Source organism: Mycobacterium sp. 050272, from assembly GCF_039023525.1.
Taxonomy (GTDB): Bacteria; Actinomycetota; Actinomycetes; order Mycobacteriales; family Mycobacteriaceae; genus Mycobacterium.
In genome coordinates this window covers 1-19204 of record NZ_JBCHKV010000026.1, presented here as the reverse complement: position 1 = coordinate 19204, position 19204 = coordinate 1, and the positions used below count along the sequence as shown (strand labels likewise).

The window sequence follows — 19204 nt, the reverse complement described above, 5'->3', positions numbered from 1 at the left end:
CTAGCGTCCTCGCTTCCGCCGCTGTGCGGCTTGTTGGCGCGCCGCCGCGCGCTGCTGTGCCCGGTCGCGAACAGCACCTTCTTGCTGGTGTGCCTGCGCGTCACCGGTTAGCCCAAGCTGGCGAAGCAGCTCGGCCGTGAGATCGTTGAGCGTCGCGCCCTGCAGCAGCAGCGCCACCGGCGGCTCGGCGCCGAAATCCGCCCGCGCGGAATTGCGGATGCGCACGGCCATCAGCGAATCCATGCCCAATTCGACCAGCGGCAGGTCCGCGTCGACGGCCGATCGTTCCGCGTAGCCCATCACCGCGGCGATGCGCGCGTGCAGCCGGTCGGCGATCGCGGCCTTCGCTTCGGCGGGATCCAAACCGTGCAGCGCCTCGGGTCCGGCCCAGTTGCCGCCGTCGCCCGCGGCCTCGAGTTCGGCCACCACGCTGGTGAAGTAGCCGAGGTTACGAATCTCGGGGAAGGCGATCAGCGCCCGGTCGGGACGCAGCCGTGCGACGCCGGTGTGGCAGCGACCGGTGGCCAGCAACGGCTCTAAGGCCGCGACACCCTCGGCCGGGGTGATCGGGTCCAACGGCCCGCCGGTCAGCGTGCGGGCCAGTCCGACCTCGGCCCACGGCCCCCAGTTGATCACCGCCGCAGGCAAACCCGAGGCCCGCCGCCAGTCGACCAGGGCGTCCAGCCAGGCGCTCGCGCAGGCGTACGAGGCCTGTCCCGGACCACCCAGCAGGGACGAGGTGGAGGAAAAGCCGAGCCACCAGTCCAATTCGCATCCGAGGGTGGCCTCGTGCATCCGCGCGGCGCCGATCACCTTGGGCGCCCACACGCGCTCCACGCTGTCCTTGGTCATGGAGAACACCAGGCTGTCGTCGAGTACCGCGGCGGCGTGCAGGACGCCGCGCAGTGCCGACTCCCCGGCGGCCGCCACCAATTTCTCTGCCACGCCGTCGACCGCGAGATCGCCCAAGACCACTGCGATCTCGGCCTTGCGTTCCAATTCGGCCAGCACCGCCCGCTGTTCGTCGGACGGTTCGCTGCGCCCGTTGAGGACGATGCGGCCGGCACCCCGCTCGGCCAGCCACTGCGCGAACACCAACCCGAGACCACCCAGGCCGCCGGTGATGATGTACGACGCCCCGGCGCGCACCACCTCCCCGCCGGCGGGCTCGTCGAGCGTCGCCCGGGACAGCCGCTCGACGTAACGCTGGTCGCCGCGCCAGGCGATCACGTCGTCGATCGAGCCGGACACCGCGGACTCCAGTTCGGCGTTCAGCGCGGTGACCGGATCGCGGGTGAGGTCGAGATCGACCAGCGTGGTGCGCAATTCGGGGTGTTCGTAGGCCAGCACGCGCACCAGGCCCTTGAGCGCGCCGACCCCCGGCTGGCCGGCTTGCCCACCGATGGGCAGGCCGCCGCCGGAGACCAGCCAGAGCCGCGGTGGCCGGCCGTGCCAGCCGCCGATGATCGCGCGCACGACGGTCGAGACCGCCCAGACCGCTTCGCGGGACCTGGCGATGCCGTCGCGGTTCACGCTCGGGTTGTCGGCGATGAATACGACAACACCGACGGGCGGACGTTCGGGGTCGCCCGCGGTGTCGGCGAACGCGGCGAGCACGGCGGACTCGTCATGCAGGTCGGCGGTGACGACGCGGTGCGCCGGGGAACGCCATTGGGCAACGAACTGGTCGGCCCGGGTGGTCGTCTGATCGGTGAGCACCAGCCAGCTGCCGGGGACCTCTGACGGCCCGGCGCTGACCGGGCGGGGCACCCACGAGGCATCGAAGACCTTCTGCGACAACGGCAGCGGCACGCTGCGGCGTTCCACCCGTCGCACGTAGATGTCGTTGATCTCCGCGGTGACGGTCCCGGCGTCATCGGTCAAGACGATTCTGCCGAGCTTTCCCGCACCGCCCTCGTCCAGACCGGACAGCTGCGCCCGGCAGTGGGCCCGCCGGCCGGGGTTGCCGTACACCCGCACCGACTCGAAGGACACCGGGAGATAGCTCGCCTCGGCGGATCCGGCGAGTTCGTCGTCGGGGATCGCGGCGGCCAAACTCTGCAGAGCCGCGTCCAGCATGACCGGGTGGAGCCGAAAGTCCGGATGCCACGGCGACTCGTCCGGAAGAACGATGTCGGTTTCGACCGCACCGCCGGGCAGCCGGCGGATCGCCGTCAAGGCGGCGAATGCCGGACCGTGGAATTGGCCGGCTCGCCGCAGCGCGGCGTACACCTGCGCGGGATTGATCGCCGTCTCGCCGCTGCCGCCGGCGGGTGCCGGCTGTTCGAGAGGGGTTTGGGGCGTGCGTACTTCGGCCCTGGCCGTCGCGTGCCGGGTCCAGTCGTTACCCGCTGAGCGGGAATAGATTTCGATCCGGATCTTGTCGTCGGCGCCACGCATCAACTGGGTGGTCAACTGGGTGTGGTCGTTCAGGGTGAGCATCTGCTCGACTTCGAGCTGATTGAGCGACACGGCGTGGGCCGGCACGCCCAACGCCTCACTGGCTGCGACCAAAGCGATTTCGGTGAACCCGGCGCCGGGCATGGTCGCCTGTCCGAACACCTTGTGGTCGGCAAGCCAGGGCGACACTTCGGTGCCGACATCGGCCTGCCAGACGTGGTCCTTACTGGACGGAACCTCGATGTGCACACCGAGCAGTGGATGACTGGCAACGGAATTCGACACCGCCGACCGGTCGGCGATCCAGTATTGCGTGTGCTCCCACGGTGTGACCGGGAGGTCGGCCAGCCGGCCGTCGGCGCCGTTCGTCGCCGTGTTCGCGCTGCCGGCGGATTGCGCGGCGAGCTGCGCGTGGAAGGTGACGGTGTCGTCGGTGTCGCGCGCCAAGGTGCCCAGGGTGTGCGCGTTGGCCTCGCCCAGGGTGTCGTTGATCGAGTGAGTCAGCAACGGGTGCGGGCTGATCTCGATGAAGGTGTGGTGGTCGGCACCCGCGGTGCTGACGGCTTGGTGGAACCGCACCGGGTTGCGCAGGTTTGCCGCCCAGTAGTCGGCGTCCAGCAACGGAGTGGGACCCTCCAGCACCGTGGTGATCATCGGGATGGTCGGCGGCTTGGGAGCCAGATCGCTTAACGCCGAACGCAATTGCGGCAATATCGGGTCGATGATCGGGTGATGGGAGGCCACGTCGACCTCGATGCGCCGGGCCAGCAGGTTACGGGCGGTCACCGCCGCGATGACCGCATCCACCTGGTCGGGTGGGCCCGCGATCACCGACTGGCTCGGCGAAGCGTGGACGGCGAGGGTGACGTCCGGGTACTCGGTGATCAGCGCCTCGACGGCGAGGGCGTCGAGTTCGAGCAGGGCCATCGCGCCCTGGCCGGACAACTGCGCCATCAGTTTTGAGCGGGTGGCGATCACCCGCAACCCCTCGGCGGCGGTGAGCGCCCCGGACACCACGGCTGCCGACACCTCACCCATCGAGTGTCCGATCACCGCGTCGGGTTCGACACCGTAGTGGCGCCACAGCGCGGTCAGTGCCAGCTGGATGGCCACCAGCAGTGGCTGGATCTTGTCGATGCCGGTGACCGGGCTGCCGTCGGCCAGCGTCTGCTGCAACGAAAAGCCGGTCTGGGCAACGAATTCGGGCTCCAGCTCGGCGACGGCGGCGGCGAAGGCCGGTTCGTCGGCCAGCAGCCGGCGGCCCATGCCGGCCCACTGCGCGCCCTGACCGGAGTACAGGAACACTGTGCCGGATCCGGAGCCTGCCTCGCGTGCCGCCACCACACCGGGTGCCGGCGTGCCGGTGGCCAACGCCCGCAGCCCCGTCACCGCCGCGGCGTGATCGCGCGCGACGACGGTGCCCACCCAACTGTGCCGGGCCCGGCGATGATTCACGGTGTGCGCGACGTCGGCCAGGGGTACCGCGGCGCCGGGACCGGCGATCCAGTCGGCCAGGGTCGCGGCCGACGACGCCAGTCGCTGCGGTGTCTTGCCCGACACCACCAACGTGGACACCACCGGCTGGGCCGCGGGTGGTGGGGACGGAGCGGACGCAGCGGGTGGCTGCTCGACGACCACGTGTGCGTTGGTCCCGCTCAGCCCGAACGACGACACCGCGGCCCGGCGGATGCCGTCGGTGGGCCACGCGGTGCCCTCGGTCGGCACGAACAGCCGCGTTCCCGACGGGTCGATCGCCGGGTTCCACCGGTTGAAGTGCAGGTTGCGCGGAATGTATCCGCGGTTTACCGCAAGAATCGCCTTGATGAATCCGGTGACGCCGGCCGAGGCTTCCAGGTGGCCGATGTTGGTCTTGACCGAGCCCAGCGCGCAGCGGCCCTCGCCGCCGCCGTAAGTGGCGGCCAGCGCCTCGAACTCGATCGGGTCGCCCAAAATCGTTCCGGTGCCGTGGGTTTCGATGTAGTTCACGGTGTCGGCGGTGGCATCGGCCATCTTCAGCGCGGTGCTGATCACGTCGCGTTGCGCGGCGGCGTTCGGTGCGGTCATGCCGTTGGACCGGCCATCGGAGTTGATCGCCGAACCGCGCACGACGCCCAACACCCGATCACCGTCGCGAACCGCGTCGGCCAATCGCTTGAGCACCACCACGCCGCAGCCCTCGCCGCGCACGAACCCGTCGGCGAGCGCGTCGAAGGTCTTGCACCGGCCGGTCGGCGACAGGGCCGACCACTTGGACAACGCGATGCTGGTGAACGGCGACAGGGACAGGTGCACCCCACCGGCGAGTGCGACGTCGCTTTCCCGTAGCCGCAGGTTTTGGCAGGCCAGGTGGATGGCCACCAGCGACGACGAGCACGCGGTGTCGACGGCCACCGCCGGACCGCGCAATCCGAGCAAATACGAGATGCGCCCCACCGCGGCACTGTGCGGGTTGCCGGTGCTCATGTAGGCGTCGATCTCGGTGTTGCGCTCGAGGTTGAGGATGGTGTAGTCCCACGCCGACACGCCCATGATCGCGGCGGTTTGGCTGCCGCTCAACGAATCCGGTGCCAGCCCGGCGTGTTCGAGGGCCTCCCAGGCGACCTCGAGCAGGATCCGCTGCTGCGGGTCCATCGCGACGGCCTCGCGCGGGGTGATGCCGAAGAAGTCGGCGTCGAATCCGGCGACGTCGTCGAGGAAGCCGCCCCACTTGGTCGTCATGCGTCCCGGTGCCTGCGGATCGGGATCGTAGAACGCGTCCCCGTTCCACCGATCGGCCGGCACCTCGCCGACGGCATCGCGACCGTCGATCAGCAGCTGCCAAAAACTTTCGGGCCCAGTCACATTCCCGGGCAGCCGGCACCCGATCCCGACGACCGCTATCGGTTCGGCGATGTCGGTCGGAAATGCGGTGCCGGCGCGAACAAGCTCACGCGCGAGCACCTCGCGCGCCTTGGGGGACATCTGTGCCGCGCGTTCGGCAAGACTCGTCATTACTCACTGCCCCCCGTGGCTGTTTCGAGCTCGCTGGCCGCAACGAGGTCGGACAACAATTCCATTTCCTCATCGGAGAGCTCGGTCTCGGCGTCGGCCTCCGGCTCGGCAGCGGCCGCCGTGTCATAACCCAGACGTTCGCACATCGCACCGGCCAGATCGTGGATCGTCGGGTAGGCCCAGACCAGGGCGGCCGGCAACGTGGTGCCCAGGCTCGCCTCCAGTCTGTTGCGCAGTTCGAGGGCCATCAGCGAGTCGAGACCGAGCGACTCCATCGGCCGGTCAGGTGCGATGGGCTCGGTGGAGCGCAGCACCGCCCGGATTTGGTCGGCGATCGCGGCCGCCAGCCGATCCGGGCGCTCGGCGGGGTCGCTGGCATCCAATTCGGCGCGGATCGCGCCACCACCGCGGCGCTCCGCCTTGGCGGAGTCGTGCAACGTCGCGAACAACGACGAACCACCCGCGGCGGGGAAGGATTGGAACCACTGCCTGGTGTCGAGGTGGATGACTCCGGTGCGGGCGCGGTCGGCCGTCAGCAGCCGCTGCATGGCCGCCAGCCCTTCATCGACGGTGATCAGCGAGACGCCGAGATCGGCGAAGAATTGGGCGCGGCCGACTTCGGCCCATGGGCCCCAGTTGATTCCGACAGCGGGCAGCCCGCGCGAGCGCCGATAGGCGACCAGTCCGTCGACCCACGAGTTGGCGGCGGCGTAGCTGCCCTGGCCGGGCGTACCCAGCAGCGAGGACGCCGACGAGAAGGCGAGCCACCAATCCACGTCCAGCCCGGCGGTGGCCTGATGCAGCCGCCAGCCGCCGGTGACCTTCGGGGTGAACACCCGCCGCGCGGCCGAATCCGAGAGGTTCAGCACGATCTCGTCGTCGAGGACCATGGCGCTGTGCAGGACGCCGGCCACCCGCAAGCCGGCGTCGTGGACCGCTTGTACCAGCCGGTCCGCCGTGCCGGGTTCGGCGATATCACCGGTGACGACTTCGATTCGGGTGCCTGCGGCGCCGAGTTCCGCGATCGCCGCCGTCACGTCGGGTCCGGGTGCCGAACGACCGTTGAGGACGATCAATCCCGCGCCGTGGCGCGCCAGCCACTGGGCCACGACGAAACCGAGACCACCCATGCCGCCCACGATGATGTAGCCGCCGTCGGGGCTGACTAGTTGCTGTGGGGTTGCCGCGATCGCGTCGATGCTGCCGGAAGCCGGTACGGTGACGGCGATCTTGCCGGTGTGCCGTCCGGATGCCATCAACGCGAAGGCATCGGCCGCGTTGTCCAGGGAGAACGCGGTGACGGGGAGGACCTGCAGGGTGCCGTCCGCGACGTGCTGCAGGATTTCGGTGAGCATCGCGCGGTAGCGCGCGGGCTGCAGCTTGAGATTGAGGTCCAGGTCCACCACCGAGAACGACGCGCTCTTGGTCAGCGCCGCCAAGCCCAGGGTGGCGTTGGCGTAGACGTCCTTCTTGCCCAGTTCGATGAACCGGCCGCCGGGTGCCAGGATCTGCACCCCGCGCTGAATCGCTTCGTCGGGAAGCGAGTTGAGGATGACGTCCACGCCGTAGCCGTCGGTGATCTCGAGGATCTCGTCGGCGAAGTCGGTGGTGCGTGAATTGCCGACGTATTCGACGCCGAGCGCGGCGAGCATGTCGCGCTTGGCGTCCGAACCGGCCGTCGTGTAGATGCGGGCGCCGATCATCTTCGCGATCGCCATCGCCGCCACGCCGACACCGCCGGTGGCCGAATGGATCAGCACCCGTTCGCCCGGGGCCAGGCGCCCGACCTCGACCAGTGAGTGCCAGGCGGTCAGATACGCGATGCCGAACGCGGCCGCCTCGGCATCCGGCAGCGTGTCCGGAATCGGGGTGCACAGGTCGGCGAGCGTCGTCATGTGCGAGCCGAAAGCGCCCGGGCCGATGGCGATCACGCGCTGCCCGACTTCGACGGAGTCGACATCGCAGCCGACGGCGGTGACGACGCCGGCGCACTCGCCACCGATGACGGGAGCGGCGCCGTCGAGGGTGGGGTAGATGCCCATCGCCTTGAGCACGTCGCTGAAGTTGAGGCCGGCCGCGGCGATGCGGACCTCCACCTCGTCGGGCTCCGGCGAAATGCGCTGCACCGCATGCAGTCTGAGGGCATCCAGGCGTCCGGGCTCGTCGATCTGCAGCCGCACCGCGCCGCCGGTGTCCAGGTTCACTGTCGCGTGCCGGGTTTCGCCGATCAGCTCACCGGAGGCCGTGGTGGGGGCCGGCAGCAGCCGGTTCAGGTAGCGATGCCCGTCGCGCAGCGCGACCTCGTCGGCGTCGGAGCCGGCCAGCAGCTCGCTCGCCAGGGCGGCCGCCGAGCCGGCGCCGTCCGGGTCGACGTCGACGATCGTGGTCTTCAGCTCTGGATGCTCGAAGGTCAGCACCCGCGCGATGCCGCGAAGCTCCGTCTGGGCCAGCGTGACTGGTTCACCCGTGCCGACCTGCTGTGCGCCACGGGTGACGATCCACAGTCGCGGGCTGTTGCGGGCGCCCATGCGGGTCACGGTCTTGGCGATGTCGGCGATCAGCAGGGTGCGCGCCAGCGCCAGGTCCAGTTGTGCCACCTCCGAAAGCGATTCGTCGGCGGCATGCGGCGGGCACAGGACGACGATGCCGTCCCAGGGCTTTCGGGTGATCGCCGCGCGCAGCTCGGCGGTGTCGTTCGGGGACACCACGTCGACTTCGGCGGCGCCGTCGTTCAGCGACGACCGCAGCGCGGCAAGCAGCGGATCGCCGGCGGTGGCCTCACCGATCAGCAGCAATCCACCGAGGCTGGCGGCCGCTTTGTCCAGCGGTGCGGGCTCCCACTCCAATGCCAGCAAGTGATCGTTGAGATGTGCTGCGCCGCTTGCCGACCCGAGCACCGCCATTTCCACTTCGTCGATGACGAGCAGTGGTCGTCCGTTGGCGTCGGTCAGCTCAACATGGCCGAGCAGCCGATCCGGGCTGTCGGTGGCGGCAAGTGACCCGGTCGAACACACACCGTCGGAGACCTCACCGTACACGTGGATACCCGCGAAATGGATTGGCAGCACCAGGGTTTGCCTTGTGTGCTGCCCTCCGGCGAGGTCGGTCGCGGCTCGGGTGGCGCCGAGGGCCTGCACCGCGATATCCATCATGACCGGATGCAGCACGAAGTTGCGGGCACCGGCCCTGGCCGGCGAGGGTAGCCGCACCTGCGCCCGAGCCGCACCCGAGGCCGCGACGGCCAGCGCGGTGATCCCGCGAAACGCCGGTCCGTGTTGTTGCCCGGCGGCGCGCAGCCGGTCGTACAGCTCATCCGGGTTGATTTCGGCCGCAACATCATTGGCAACAACGGTTGGACCGGCCGGCCGGTTGCCGGTTTCGCGCGCCACGGTGGCGCTGGCGTGCTTGATCCATCCCGACGATGCGCTGCGGGTGCGCATTTCGATCTGGCACGTCTGCTCGTTGCCGGTGAGCGTGGTGACCAGCACCGTGTCGTCGGTCACCTGCAGCATCTGGTGCAGGCTCAGCTCGCAGATCGTCCACGGCCGGTCGTCCGACTCTGACGCGAATGCCTCCGCCGCCGCTGCCAGCGCGACATCGGCGTAGGCGGCGCCCGGCAGCACGCACAGATCATCGATCACGTGATCGCCGAGCCACAACAACTCGGGGTTGAGCTCGCATTCCCAAACCCGGGTGCCGTTGGTGGGATCGGTGACGCCAAAGCCCAGCAGCGGGTGGGTGTTTGGCGCGTGGTGCGCGCTGGTGCCGGGAGAGATCCAGTGATGGCCGTGCTGCCAGGGGGTGGTCGGCAGCACGACCTGGCGTCCGCCGTCGGCCGACGTATCCGGTCGGCGGACGGTGTTCAGGTTGGTGTGGAAGGTCAGGGTGTCGTGCGTATCGCGCTGCAGGGTACCAATGCTGACGAAGCTGGGATTCTCGCGTGCGGTGAGGGTTTCGGTGATCGCATGGGTGAGCAGGGGGTGTCCGCTGATTTCGATGAAGGTGTGATGGGCCGCGCCGGCGGTACTGATCGCCTGCTCAAAGCGCACCGGGTTGCGCATATTGGTGGCCCAGTGTTCGGCATCGAATGCTACTGGGCGGCTGAGGTTTTCGTAGGTCGTCGAGATGATCGGAATGGTCGGTGTCTGCGGTCGCAGACCGGCCAGCTCGGCGCGCATCGCCGGCTGCAGAGCGTCCATCGCCGGGTTGTGCGGGGCCACTTCGATGTTGACCTTGCCGGCGAACTGGCCCTGCGCGCGCACCGTGGCGATCAGCTCGTCGATCTGTCCGGTGGGCCCCGAGATGACGCTCTGGCGCGGCGAGGCGTAGATCCCGAGGGTGACCTGCGGATAATCCGCGATCAGCTGCTCGGTGGCGGTGGCGTCGAGCTCGAGCATGGCCATCGTGCCCTGCCCCGACAGTGGGGCCATCAGCCGCGACCTCGTCGCCGTCACTCGAAGACCTTCGGCGGGCGTCAGGGCACCGGCCACCACCGCGGCCGCCACCTCTCCCATCGAGTGGCCGATCACCAGATCCGGCGTGACCCCGTAGGAGCGCCATAGCGCGGTCAGCGCCAGCTGCGTCCCGATCAGACCGAGCTGGATCTGCTCGATGCCGACCAGTTCCTTGCCGCCGGCGATCACGTCGCGCAGCGAAAACCCGGCCTCCGAAACGAAAACCGGCTCGAGTTCGGTCAGCGCCGCGGCGAAGGCGGGCTCGTCGGCCAGCAGCCGGCGTCCCATCCCGGCCCACTGCGATCCGCGGCCGGAATAGACGAACACGGTGCCCGGCCCGGCGGGTGTCTCGGGGCATCCGACCACACCCGGGCCGGGCTCACCGGCGGCCAGTGCGCGCAATCCCGCCACCGCCTGGTCGCGGTCGACGGCGGCCACCGTGGCGAACTTGGGGTGCCGGGCCCGGTGGTGGTTGAGGGTGTGCGCCACGTCGGCCAGCGGCACGTCCGCCCCCGGGCCATCCATCCAGTCGGCGAGCACCGACGCCGTCGCCGCCACTCGTTGCGCCGACTTGCCGGACAGCACCAGCGTCGACACCGCCGGCGGCGGGTCCTGCTGCGGCGCGAGCGCCGAGGACGGCGCCTGCTCGATCACCACGTGCGCGTTCGTTCCGCTTACACCAAACGACGACACCCCGGCCCGGCGCGGTTGCTCGGTCGAGGGCCATGCCATGTCCTCGGTGGCGATCTTCAGCCGCGAAACACCTTGGCTCGCATGGGGAGTGAGCTCGGTGAAGTTCAGGTTCGGCGGGATACGGCCGTGTGCGACGGCCAGCACGGTCTTGATGAACCCGGTGATTCCGGCCGCGGCTTCCAGGTGACCGAGGTTGGTCTTCACGGCGCCGAGCACCAGCGGCGCACGGCCCTCGCGGTCACCGAAAACCGCGCTCAGCGAATCGAGTTCGATCGGGTCGCCGAGCGGGGTGCCCGTGCCGTGTGCCTCGATGTAGTCGATGTCGGCCGGCGTCAGCCTGGCCACTTTGAGCGCCTGGCGCAGCAGTGCCTGCTGGGCCGGGCCGTTGGGCACCGTGACCCCGCTGCTGGCGCCGTCGGAGTTGACCGCCGAACCACGTATCACGGCGAGGATGCGGTTGCCGTCTTTTTGCGCGTCCGACAACCGTTTGAGCACTACCACGCCGGCGCCCTCACTGCGCACATAGCCGTTCGCCCCGGCGTCGAACGTTTTGCACTGGCCGTCGGGCGACAGCATTCCCCAGCGCGAGCACGCGATGCTGGCCACCGGGCTCAGCAGCAGGTTGGTCCCACCGACCAGCGCGGTGTCGCTTTCGCGCCAGCGCAGGCTTTGGCAGGCCAGGTGGATGGTGACCAACGACGAGGAGCACGCGGTGTCCAGCACTACCGCCGGACCGCGGGCGCCGAGCAGATAGGCGGTGCGTCCCGCGGCGAAGTTCGCGGAGTTTCCGGTCAACAGGTAGGCGTCCAGCTCGTCGGGTCGCACCGCGCCCGACATCTTCAGCATGTAGTCGTAGGCGGTGACGCCGACGAACACCCCGGTTTGGGTGCCGTGCAGCGTGTGTGGCGCAATCCCGGCGTCTTCCAACGCTTCCCAGGCCACTTCGAGGAACAACCGCTGTTGCGGGTCCATCGCGGCGGCCTCGCGCGGCGGGATGGCGAAGAATTCCGCGTCGAATTCGTCGGGCTGCCAACCGGACAGGAAGCCGCCCTCGCGGTTGCAGATCGTGCCGGGGACGGTGTGATCCTCGTTGTACAGGGCGTCGGCATCCCAGCGCTCGGGCGGAACTTCGACGATGCCGCTTCGCCGCTGGCACAACAGGTCCCAGAACTGTTCGGGGCTGCCGACGCCTCCGGGCAACCGGCAGCCCATGCCGACGACGGCAATCGGTTCGGTGCTGGCCTGTTCGGCGATGGCCAGCCGCGCGGTCAGATCATCGATTTTGTGCAGCGCCTCGGTGATGATCGCCCGGCGGTCCGGTGTGGCGGCGGTCATCGAGAGCCTCGTAGCCTTTCGGAAAGTTCTGCCAGCAACTCGTCCTCGTCGAGCTCGTCGTAGGCGTCGGCGACGGCTTCGGCTTCGGTGTCGAATTCGGGGAGCGCGGTGGCCAGATAGTCGGTCAGGCTGTAGACGGTCGGGTAATCGAAGACCACGGAGACCGGCAGCGGCTCGCCGAGGTCGTCGGACAGTGCGCGGCGAAGCATCGCGCTCATCAGCGAGTCCATCCCGAGCTGGAAGAACCCGGTGGACGGATCGAGCGTCTCGGTAGGCGGCAGTCCCATCGCCTTGGCGGCCAGCATGGCGACCCGATCGAACAGCATCGTGTGGCGGCGCTGCGGCTCGCATGCGCGCAGCGAAATACGGAACTCGCTTTCGCCCGTGGCCGTCTCACCGGGCACCGGCAGCAGGTCGTCGACGATGTGCAGCGCTGCGCGCGCCCGGTACGCGTCAGCCAGCAAAGGCCAATCAGCTTTCACCACAACCGAATGCACGCCGGCGGCGGGGCTCATCAGGTACGGCAGCGCGCCGATGGCAACCTCGTCGTCCATCGGCAGCAACCCGGATCCCACACTGACCTGACTGGCCTCGTCGGTATCGGCCAACGACTTCCACAGTCCCCAGTTGACGGTGGTCGCCGGCAATCCCATCACCCGACGGCCGTATGCCAGCGCGTCCAGGTACCCGCTGGTGGCGGCGTAGTGACCGAGCCAGCGCGAACCGGTCAGCCCGGAGATCGAGGAGAACAAGACGAAGTGGCGCAGCGACGTAGTCGTCAGCGACAGCCGATGCAGCAGCGCCGCGGCGTCCAGCTTGGGGGCGAACATGGCCCGCACGTCGTCGTCGGTCATCTCGCTGAGCATTACGGGCTGGCCGGCGAAGGCCGCCAAGTAGATACCCTGCAGCGGCGGCAGGTCGGCACCGAACCGGGCGAACAGCTCGCTCATTGCGGATTCGTCGGTGGCGTCGGCGGCCACGGTGACGAGGTTGGTGCCTTCTGCGGCAAGGGTTTCGGTCAGCGCTTGTAGGCGCAACCCGGGGTTGCGGGACACCGCGACGATGGTTTTGGCGCCCATCACCGCGAGTTGGCGGATCAGGTGCGGACCGATGTTTCCGGTGGCCCCGACGACCAGCTGAGTGCCGTCGGCGTCCAACGTGACCGGCGATTCCGTCGGCAGCGTCCGCCGGTGCAGCCGGGCCACTTGGCGTGCGCCGCGCCGGTAGACGACCTGGTCCTCACCGTCGGTGCTGCCGACTTCGCCGAGGAGCTGCCTGGCCACCACCGCGGCGGGCACGGAAGCATCGAAATCGACTATGCCTCCCCAGATTTCGGGGTGTTCGAGAGCGAGGGTGCGACCCAGGCCCCACAGCAGACCGTGCGTGGGGTTGGCGCGATCACCTTCGAAGACGGGTTGGGCGTTGCGGGTGACCAGGAACAACTTCTCCGACGAGTCGCCGGCCGCCAGCACCGCGACGAGCCGGCGCACCTGGTCGAACAGCTCGTAGGCCAACCCGACATCGAACGAATCGTCGGCTACCGCAGGTGCGTACAGCACGTAGTCGACTTCGCCGAGGGCTTCGGCCAATTCCACCGGGTCGGCATCGGCGGCCACCGTTTCCGCGTCCAATTGGGTCGCCAGCGCGCGATCGCCGATCACCAGCCATCGCCCGGAGGCGGCGGCGGCCGCGAGCTCGGCATCGGCCAATGGAATGGCCGGCCACGCCAGCCGGTACGAGCAGTCGTCGAGCGGCCCCGCTGCAGTGGCTGCAGAACCGTTGCAGCCCAACGCTTCCGGCGTCTTCCATGCAATGGTGGTGTCGATCCAGTGCCGGGTGTGGTGCCACGGAGTGGTGGGGATCTGGATGTGCGGCTCCGGCGGATGTGGTGTCTGGGGGGGATGCGTGCCGCGCACGGTGTTGAGGCTGGTGCGGAAGCTGATGGTGTCGTCGGTGTTGCGTTGCAAGGTGCCGACGCTGACGTATTTGCTTCCGTGCTGCGCGCTGTGCAGCGTTTCGCTGATCGCCTGGGGCAGCAGCGGGTGCCCGCTGATTTCGATGAAGGTGTGATGGGGTCCACCGGCCGGGCTTCCGGCATGAGCGATGGCCTGCTGGAAGTGAACCGGGTTACGCATGTTGGTGGCCCAGTGCTCGGCGTCGAAGGCCGGACGGACGTCGAGGTCTGCGTAGGTGGTGGAGATGATCGGAATCGTCGGCGGCTGCGGCGCCAGGTCGGCCAACTCCGCGCGCATCGCCGGCTGCAGCGCATCCATCGCCGGATTGTGGGGCGCTACTTCGATATTGACCCGGCTGGCGAAGCGGTTGCGACCCCGCAGCCGGGTGATCAGCTCGTCGATCTGCTCGGTGGGCCCGGAGATCACGGTCTGGCTCGGTGAGTTGTAGATCCCGAGCGTCACCCGCGGGTACTCGAGGATCAATGCCTCGGTGGCGGCGGCATCCAGTCCCAGCAGCGCCATCGTGCCCTGCCCCGACAACGGGGCCATCAGCCGCGAGCGCGTCGCGGTCACCCGCAGTCCTTCGGCGGGAGTGAGCACCCCGGCCACCACGGCGGCGGCGACCTCACCCATCGAGTGACCGATGACCAGGTCGGGTTCCACGCCGTAGGAGCGCCACAGCGCGGTCAACGTCAGCTGCATGCCGATCAGGCCGAGCTGAATCTGTTCGATACCGACGAGTTCCTTGCCACCTGCCAGCACATCGTGCAGCGAGAATCCGGCCTGGCCGACGAACACCGGCTCGAGCTCGGCGACGGCCGCGGCGAAAGCGGGTTCGTCGGCCAGCAGTTGGCGGCCCATGCCGGCCCACTGCGATCCGCGGCCCGAGTACACGAACACCGTGCCTGGTCGCCGCTCGTCGCTGTCCTGCGGACCCACCACTCCGGGCGCCTGTCGGCCCGCGGCCAGGGCGCGCAACCCGGCCACCGCCTGGGCGCGGTCGCGGGCTACCACGGTGCCGAACCTGGAGTGCCGGGCCCGGTGATGGTTGAGCGTGTGCGCCACGTCGGCCAGGGCGACGTCGGCCCCGGCGCCTTCCATCCACTCGGCCAGCGCCGACGCCGTCGCGGTGACTCGACGCGGCGTCTTACCTGCGACGACCAGGGTCGAGATGTTCGGATCAGACCTGGGCGCCGGCGGGGCCGCCACCTCTTGGCCCTGCTCGAGCACCACGTGCGCGTTGGTGCCGCCGAATCCGAAGGACGACACCCCGGCCCGGCGCGGATGCGCTGTCTGCGGCCAATCCATTTGTGTGTCAACGACTTTCATGCGCAGGTCGGTGAACGGGATGTGTGGGTTCGGGCTTTCGAAGCGCTGGTTCGGCGGAATCTGGCCGCGCTGCAACGCCATGACCGCCTTGATGAAGCCCGCGATCCCGGCCGCCGCCTCGGTGTGACCGATGTTCGTCTTCACCGCGCCGATCAGCAGGGGCGAGTCTTGCGATCGCCCGCGACCGAGCACCGTGCCCAGCGCCCGCGCCTCGATCGGATCTCCCAATAATGTTCCGGTACCGTGGGTTTCGACATAGTCGACCTCGTTCGGCTGCATGCCGGCATTGGCGTAGGCGGCGCGCAGCACCGCCATCTGGGCCGCGGGGTTGGGGGCCATCAGCCCGTTGGAGCGGCCATCCTGATTGACGGCCGAGCCGCAGATCACCGCGAGCACCCGGTCGCCGTCGCGCTGGGCGTCCGTCAGCCGCTTGAGCACGACCACCCCGGCGCCCTCGCCGCGTACGAACCCGTCGGCGGCGGCGTCGAACGCCCGGCACTTTCCGGTCGGCGACAGCGCGCCGGCCTGATCGAAGCCGCGAAACACCGTGGGGGTCAACAACACGTTCACCCCGGCCGCGATGGCCAGGTGCGAATCCTGAGTGCGCAGGCTCTGGCAGGCCAAGTGGATGGCCACCAGCGACGACGAGCAGGCGGTGTCGACCGACACCGACGGGCCGCGCAGGTCGAGGAAGTACGAGAGCCGGTTGGCGATGATGCTCATCGCGCCGCCGGTGTTGTTCCACGCGTCGACTTGGGGCAGATCGCTCAACGTGATGGCGCCGTATTCGCTCGAGCACGCTCCGGCGAATACTCCGGTCTGTGTTCGGCTCAGCGAGGTCGGGGAGATGCCGGCGTGCTCGAGGGCCTCCCAGGCGACCTCCAGCAGCAGCCGCTGCTGAGGATCCATCTTGTTCGCTTCGTGCGCGGTGATCTCGAAGAACTCCGCATCGAAGGCGTCGATGTCGGGCAGGAAGGACCCCCACCGGGTGGTGCGGGCCAGCGCCGCCGTCACCTCGGGTGAGCCGTTGTCGAACGGCCGCCAGCGCTGCGGCGGGACCTCGGAGATCGTGCAGCCGCGGGTGCAGAGCAATTCCCACAGGGCGTCCGGCCCAGTGACGTCGCCGGGGAAGCGGCATCCCATCCCGATGACGGCGATCGGCTCGTCCAGCGAGTTGGCAGCCGGGCGCTTCAGCGCGGCATCCGCGTCGGCGTCGGGCACGGGTGCGGTCAAGTGCGCGGCCAGCGCGTTGATCGTGGGGTGCTCCCAGAAGTCGACGGGCGAGACCTTGCGACCCAGCAACTCCGACAATTCACCGGACAGCACAACCACCTCGCGAGAGCTCACGCCATGGTCTGCCAGCGACAGTTCGGGGTCGACCTCGTCCGGTGTGCGACCGATGTTCGTCACCAGATAGTCGACCAGCCAGTGACGGAGGTCGGCTTCGCCGCGGATGCTCGACGTCACGCCGCCACACCCAGGCGCGTCGAAACAGACGTCGAAACGGACCAGGCGGCCCGTTCGCGCAGCAAAGAGTCGATGGAAGTGTCGGTCACCGGTGTCGCTTCACCTTCCAGGTCGCTGCGAGTGCTATCTGCACGCACCCTGCATGACGCCCCGTTCAGCAGCTTTCGCGGCCCCCTCACGGGGCGCCCCCGGTGACACGGCAGCTGCTGGCGGAAACGTCGGCGCGTAAGAGCTGGACGGCCACGGCGCGACGATCGTCCACCCCGACCATCCGTCTCTTTAAGCAAGGTAAGCAATCTTTCATGGGGAAGTGTGAGGAATGGAGAAATCCACAGATTTTGGGACGGCGCCCTCTCACCTTATTTTGCGCGCGTCTACTATAGTGCCAGCCCCTGACGTTACTGCAGCTCAGTGCGGGTATCCATCGGAGTGATTGGTGGTGCTGGTGGGGCAAGTGTTGTGATTTACAGTCAGGGTGAGATGAATCTCACCTGCTCACCCAGGTCGCTGCGGCGTCGCGTTCTGGGACCTGCGCACCAATTTCACCGGCAACATCTCACCGGCCCTGGGATGGCCGGTGCCGGCATCGATCGCGCGGCGCGACGGCCTTACGTCTGAGCCGCTACTGTCCCGGCGCCGGACGGTCGCGCGGCGAGGGGCCGGCGGCGATCGGTCCGGGGCAGCGGGACCACCCGGCGACAGCGGGTCCAGCTAACTTTCGCCGGGGGAGTTGAGGACGACGGCCTCGATGTCCTTCACCAGCTCTGGCAAGTGAGCGTTGAGATAGAAATGATCCCCGGGGAAGACCCGGATGGAGAACTCCGCGGTGGTGCGATCGGCCCAGGCCGTCATGTTCTCCTCCGCCACGATGAGGTCGTCATCGGCGACGAACGCGTGGATCGGACATGACAGCTTTATCTCCGGGGGCCGGGTATAGGCCGCAATGGTCCGGACGCTCTGCAATGTGGGCAGGATGCTCGAGGCGAATTCGTCATTTGCCAAATGCTCGGGATTCGTTTCGGTGACCTGGGCTACCAGGCTCAATATCTCCTGGTCGGATCCCTGCAATTCCTTGTAGCGGATGTGACCCGGCGCCGCGCAGGACGATATGAACAGCGCGCTGATCGGGTGTCCGGCCGATTGGAATCTCAGGGCCACCTCGAACGCGGCCAGCCCGCCCATGCTGTGTCCGAAAAATGCGACCTGACCTCCGGCTTTGGCGGCCGGCGCCATCATGTCGAAAATCTCGTCGGCAAACTCGGGAATGCTGGCGAGTTCGGTCAGCCCGCGATCGCGCCGGCTCGGGTATTGCACGGCGACCCGTTTGATATCCGCGGAGAACGCCTTGGCAAAGGGCACGTAATAGGTCGCGGATCCGCCGGCATGCGGAAATATGAATAACGTCGGCGGCGGCGCGTTCACCGGCTCAGCGTATCGCGGGGTGGTTGATTGCCCGGCTGCCGCCGTGCGATCGCCGGGGCGGCTGACGCGAGGATGCCGACCTGCGCGGCGATGTCGCGGAATTCCTGGAACAATCCATTTTCGAAGCCGGGTGGGCCAATGCCCGACACACCGGCGTCGCCACCGCCGTCACAGAGGTAACACCAGGCACACTGGTAACAACATTGTAGGACGCCAGGAGGGTATGGCCGTGTACCGAGTCTTTGAAGCGCTTGATGAATTGGGCGCCATTGTCGAAGAAGCCCGCGGCGTGCCGATGACGGCGGGCTGTGTGGTGCCCCGCGGCGATGTGCTGGAGCTGATCGATGACATCAAAGACGCGATCCCCGGCGAGCTGGACGACGCCCAGGACGTGCTCGATGCCCGCGATTCGATGCTGTCCGACGCCAAGGCGCACGCCGAATCCATGGTTTCCTCGGCAACCACCGAGTCGGAGTCGCTGCTGAACCACTCCCGTGCGGAGGCCGACCGGCTGCTCTCCGATGCCAAGGCGCAGGCCGACCGGATGGTCAACGAGGCGCGTCAGCACAGCGAGCGGATGGTGGGTGAAGCCCGCGAGGAGGCGATACGCATCGCCACGGCGGCCAAGCGGGAATACGAGGCCAGCGTCAGCCGCGCCCAGGCCGAGGCCGACCGGCTGATCGAGAACGGCAACATCTCCTACGAGAAGGCCGTTCAAGAGGGCATCAAGGAGCAGCAGCGCCTGGTCTCGCAGAACGAGGTCGTGCAGGCGGCCAATGCGGAGTCGACCCGCCTCATCGACACCGCACACGCCGAGGCCGATCGACTGCGCGGTGAGTGCGACATCTATGTCGACAACAAGCTGGCCGAGTTCGAGGAATTCCTCAACGGCACGCTGCGTTCGGTGGGGCGTGGTCGCCACCAACTCCGTACCGCCGCCGGCACACACGACTACGCGACCCGCTAGGGACAGCAACACCCTCGGCTCGGGCTGAGCGTGGCCACCTGGGCGGATGGTTGAAGCGCCGCCCGGAGCCCCTGGACGGCGCCGTAAGATTTTTTCCATGTTGCGTCCTGAAAGTTGGACTGGACTAGCGGGTGGAAGTCCCGTCCCGGTAGGTACCGGAGCGCCGGGTAGCAGGCCCCGGTTCGTCGTGG

5 protein-coding genes are annotated in these 19204 nt (G+C 68.4%); 1 reads left to right on the top strand and 4 read right to left on the bottom strand.

Features of this window, described 5'->3' with window-relative positions:
* The 4 genes from AAHS21_RS29510 to AAHS21_RS29495 all read right to left on the bottom strand — a co-directional run bounded on the left by AAHS21_RS29510 (window position 1) and on the right by AAHS21_RS29495 (window position 18046).
* Window positions 1–5391: a type I polyketide synthase gene (locus AAHS21_RS29510; RefSeq protein WP_342930923.1), complete on the bottom strand. Its 5391-nt coding sequence runs from the start codon at window positions 5389–5391 to the stop codon at window positions 1–3.
* Window positions 5391–11873: a type I polyketide synthase gene (locus tag AAHS21_RS29505; protein WP_342930922.1), complete on the bottom strand. Its 6483-nt coding sequence runs from the start codon at window positions 11871–11873 to the stop codon at window positions 5391–5393. The genes AAHS21_RS29510 and AAHS21_RS29505 overlap by 1 nt, the downstream gene beginning before the upstream one ends.
* On the bottom strand, window positions 11870–16624 hold the full coding sequence (locus tag AAHS21_RS29500) for an SDR family NAD(P)-dependent oxidoreductase (RefSeq protein ID WP_342930921.1): 4755 nt from the start codon (window positions 16622–16624) through the stop codon (window positions 11870–11872). Before AAHS21_RS29500 ends, AAHS21_RS29505 begins: the two co-directional genes overlap by 4 nt.
* A 711-nt stretch (window positions 16625–17335) precedes the next feature.
* Window positions 17336–18046 (bottom strand): alpha/beta fold hydrolase, encoded by a 711-nt coding sequence (locus AAHS21_RS29495; protein ID WP_342930920.1) that lies wholly within the window; start codon window positions 18044–18046, stop codon window positions 17336–17338.
* A gap of 229 nt (window positions 18047–18275) precedes the next feature.
* Here AAHS21_RS29495 and sepIVA point away from each other — a divergent pair, with 229 nt between their 5' ends.
* Window positions 18276–19013, top strand: a complete 738-nt coding sequence (sepIVA, locus tag AAHS21_RS29490) for a cell division protein SepIVA (RefSeq protein ID WP_342930935.1) — start codon at window positions 18276–18278, stop codon at window positions 19011–19013.
* Window positions 19014–19204 lie beyond the last annotated feature (191 nt).

What these genes read in the sequence shown, in the direction of transcription:
- AAHS21_RS29510 (WP_342930923.1), bottom strand. Translation starts at nt 5,391, where the DNA reads ATGACGAGTCTTGCCGAACGCGCGGCACAGATGTCCCCCAAGGCGCGC.
- AAHS21_RS29505 (WP_342930922.1), bottom strand. Translation starts at nt 11,873, where the DNA reads ATGACCGCCGCCACACCGGACCGCCGGGCGATCATCACCGAGGCGCTG.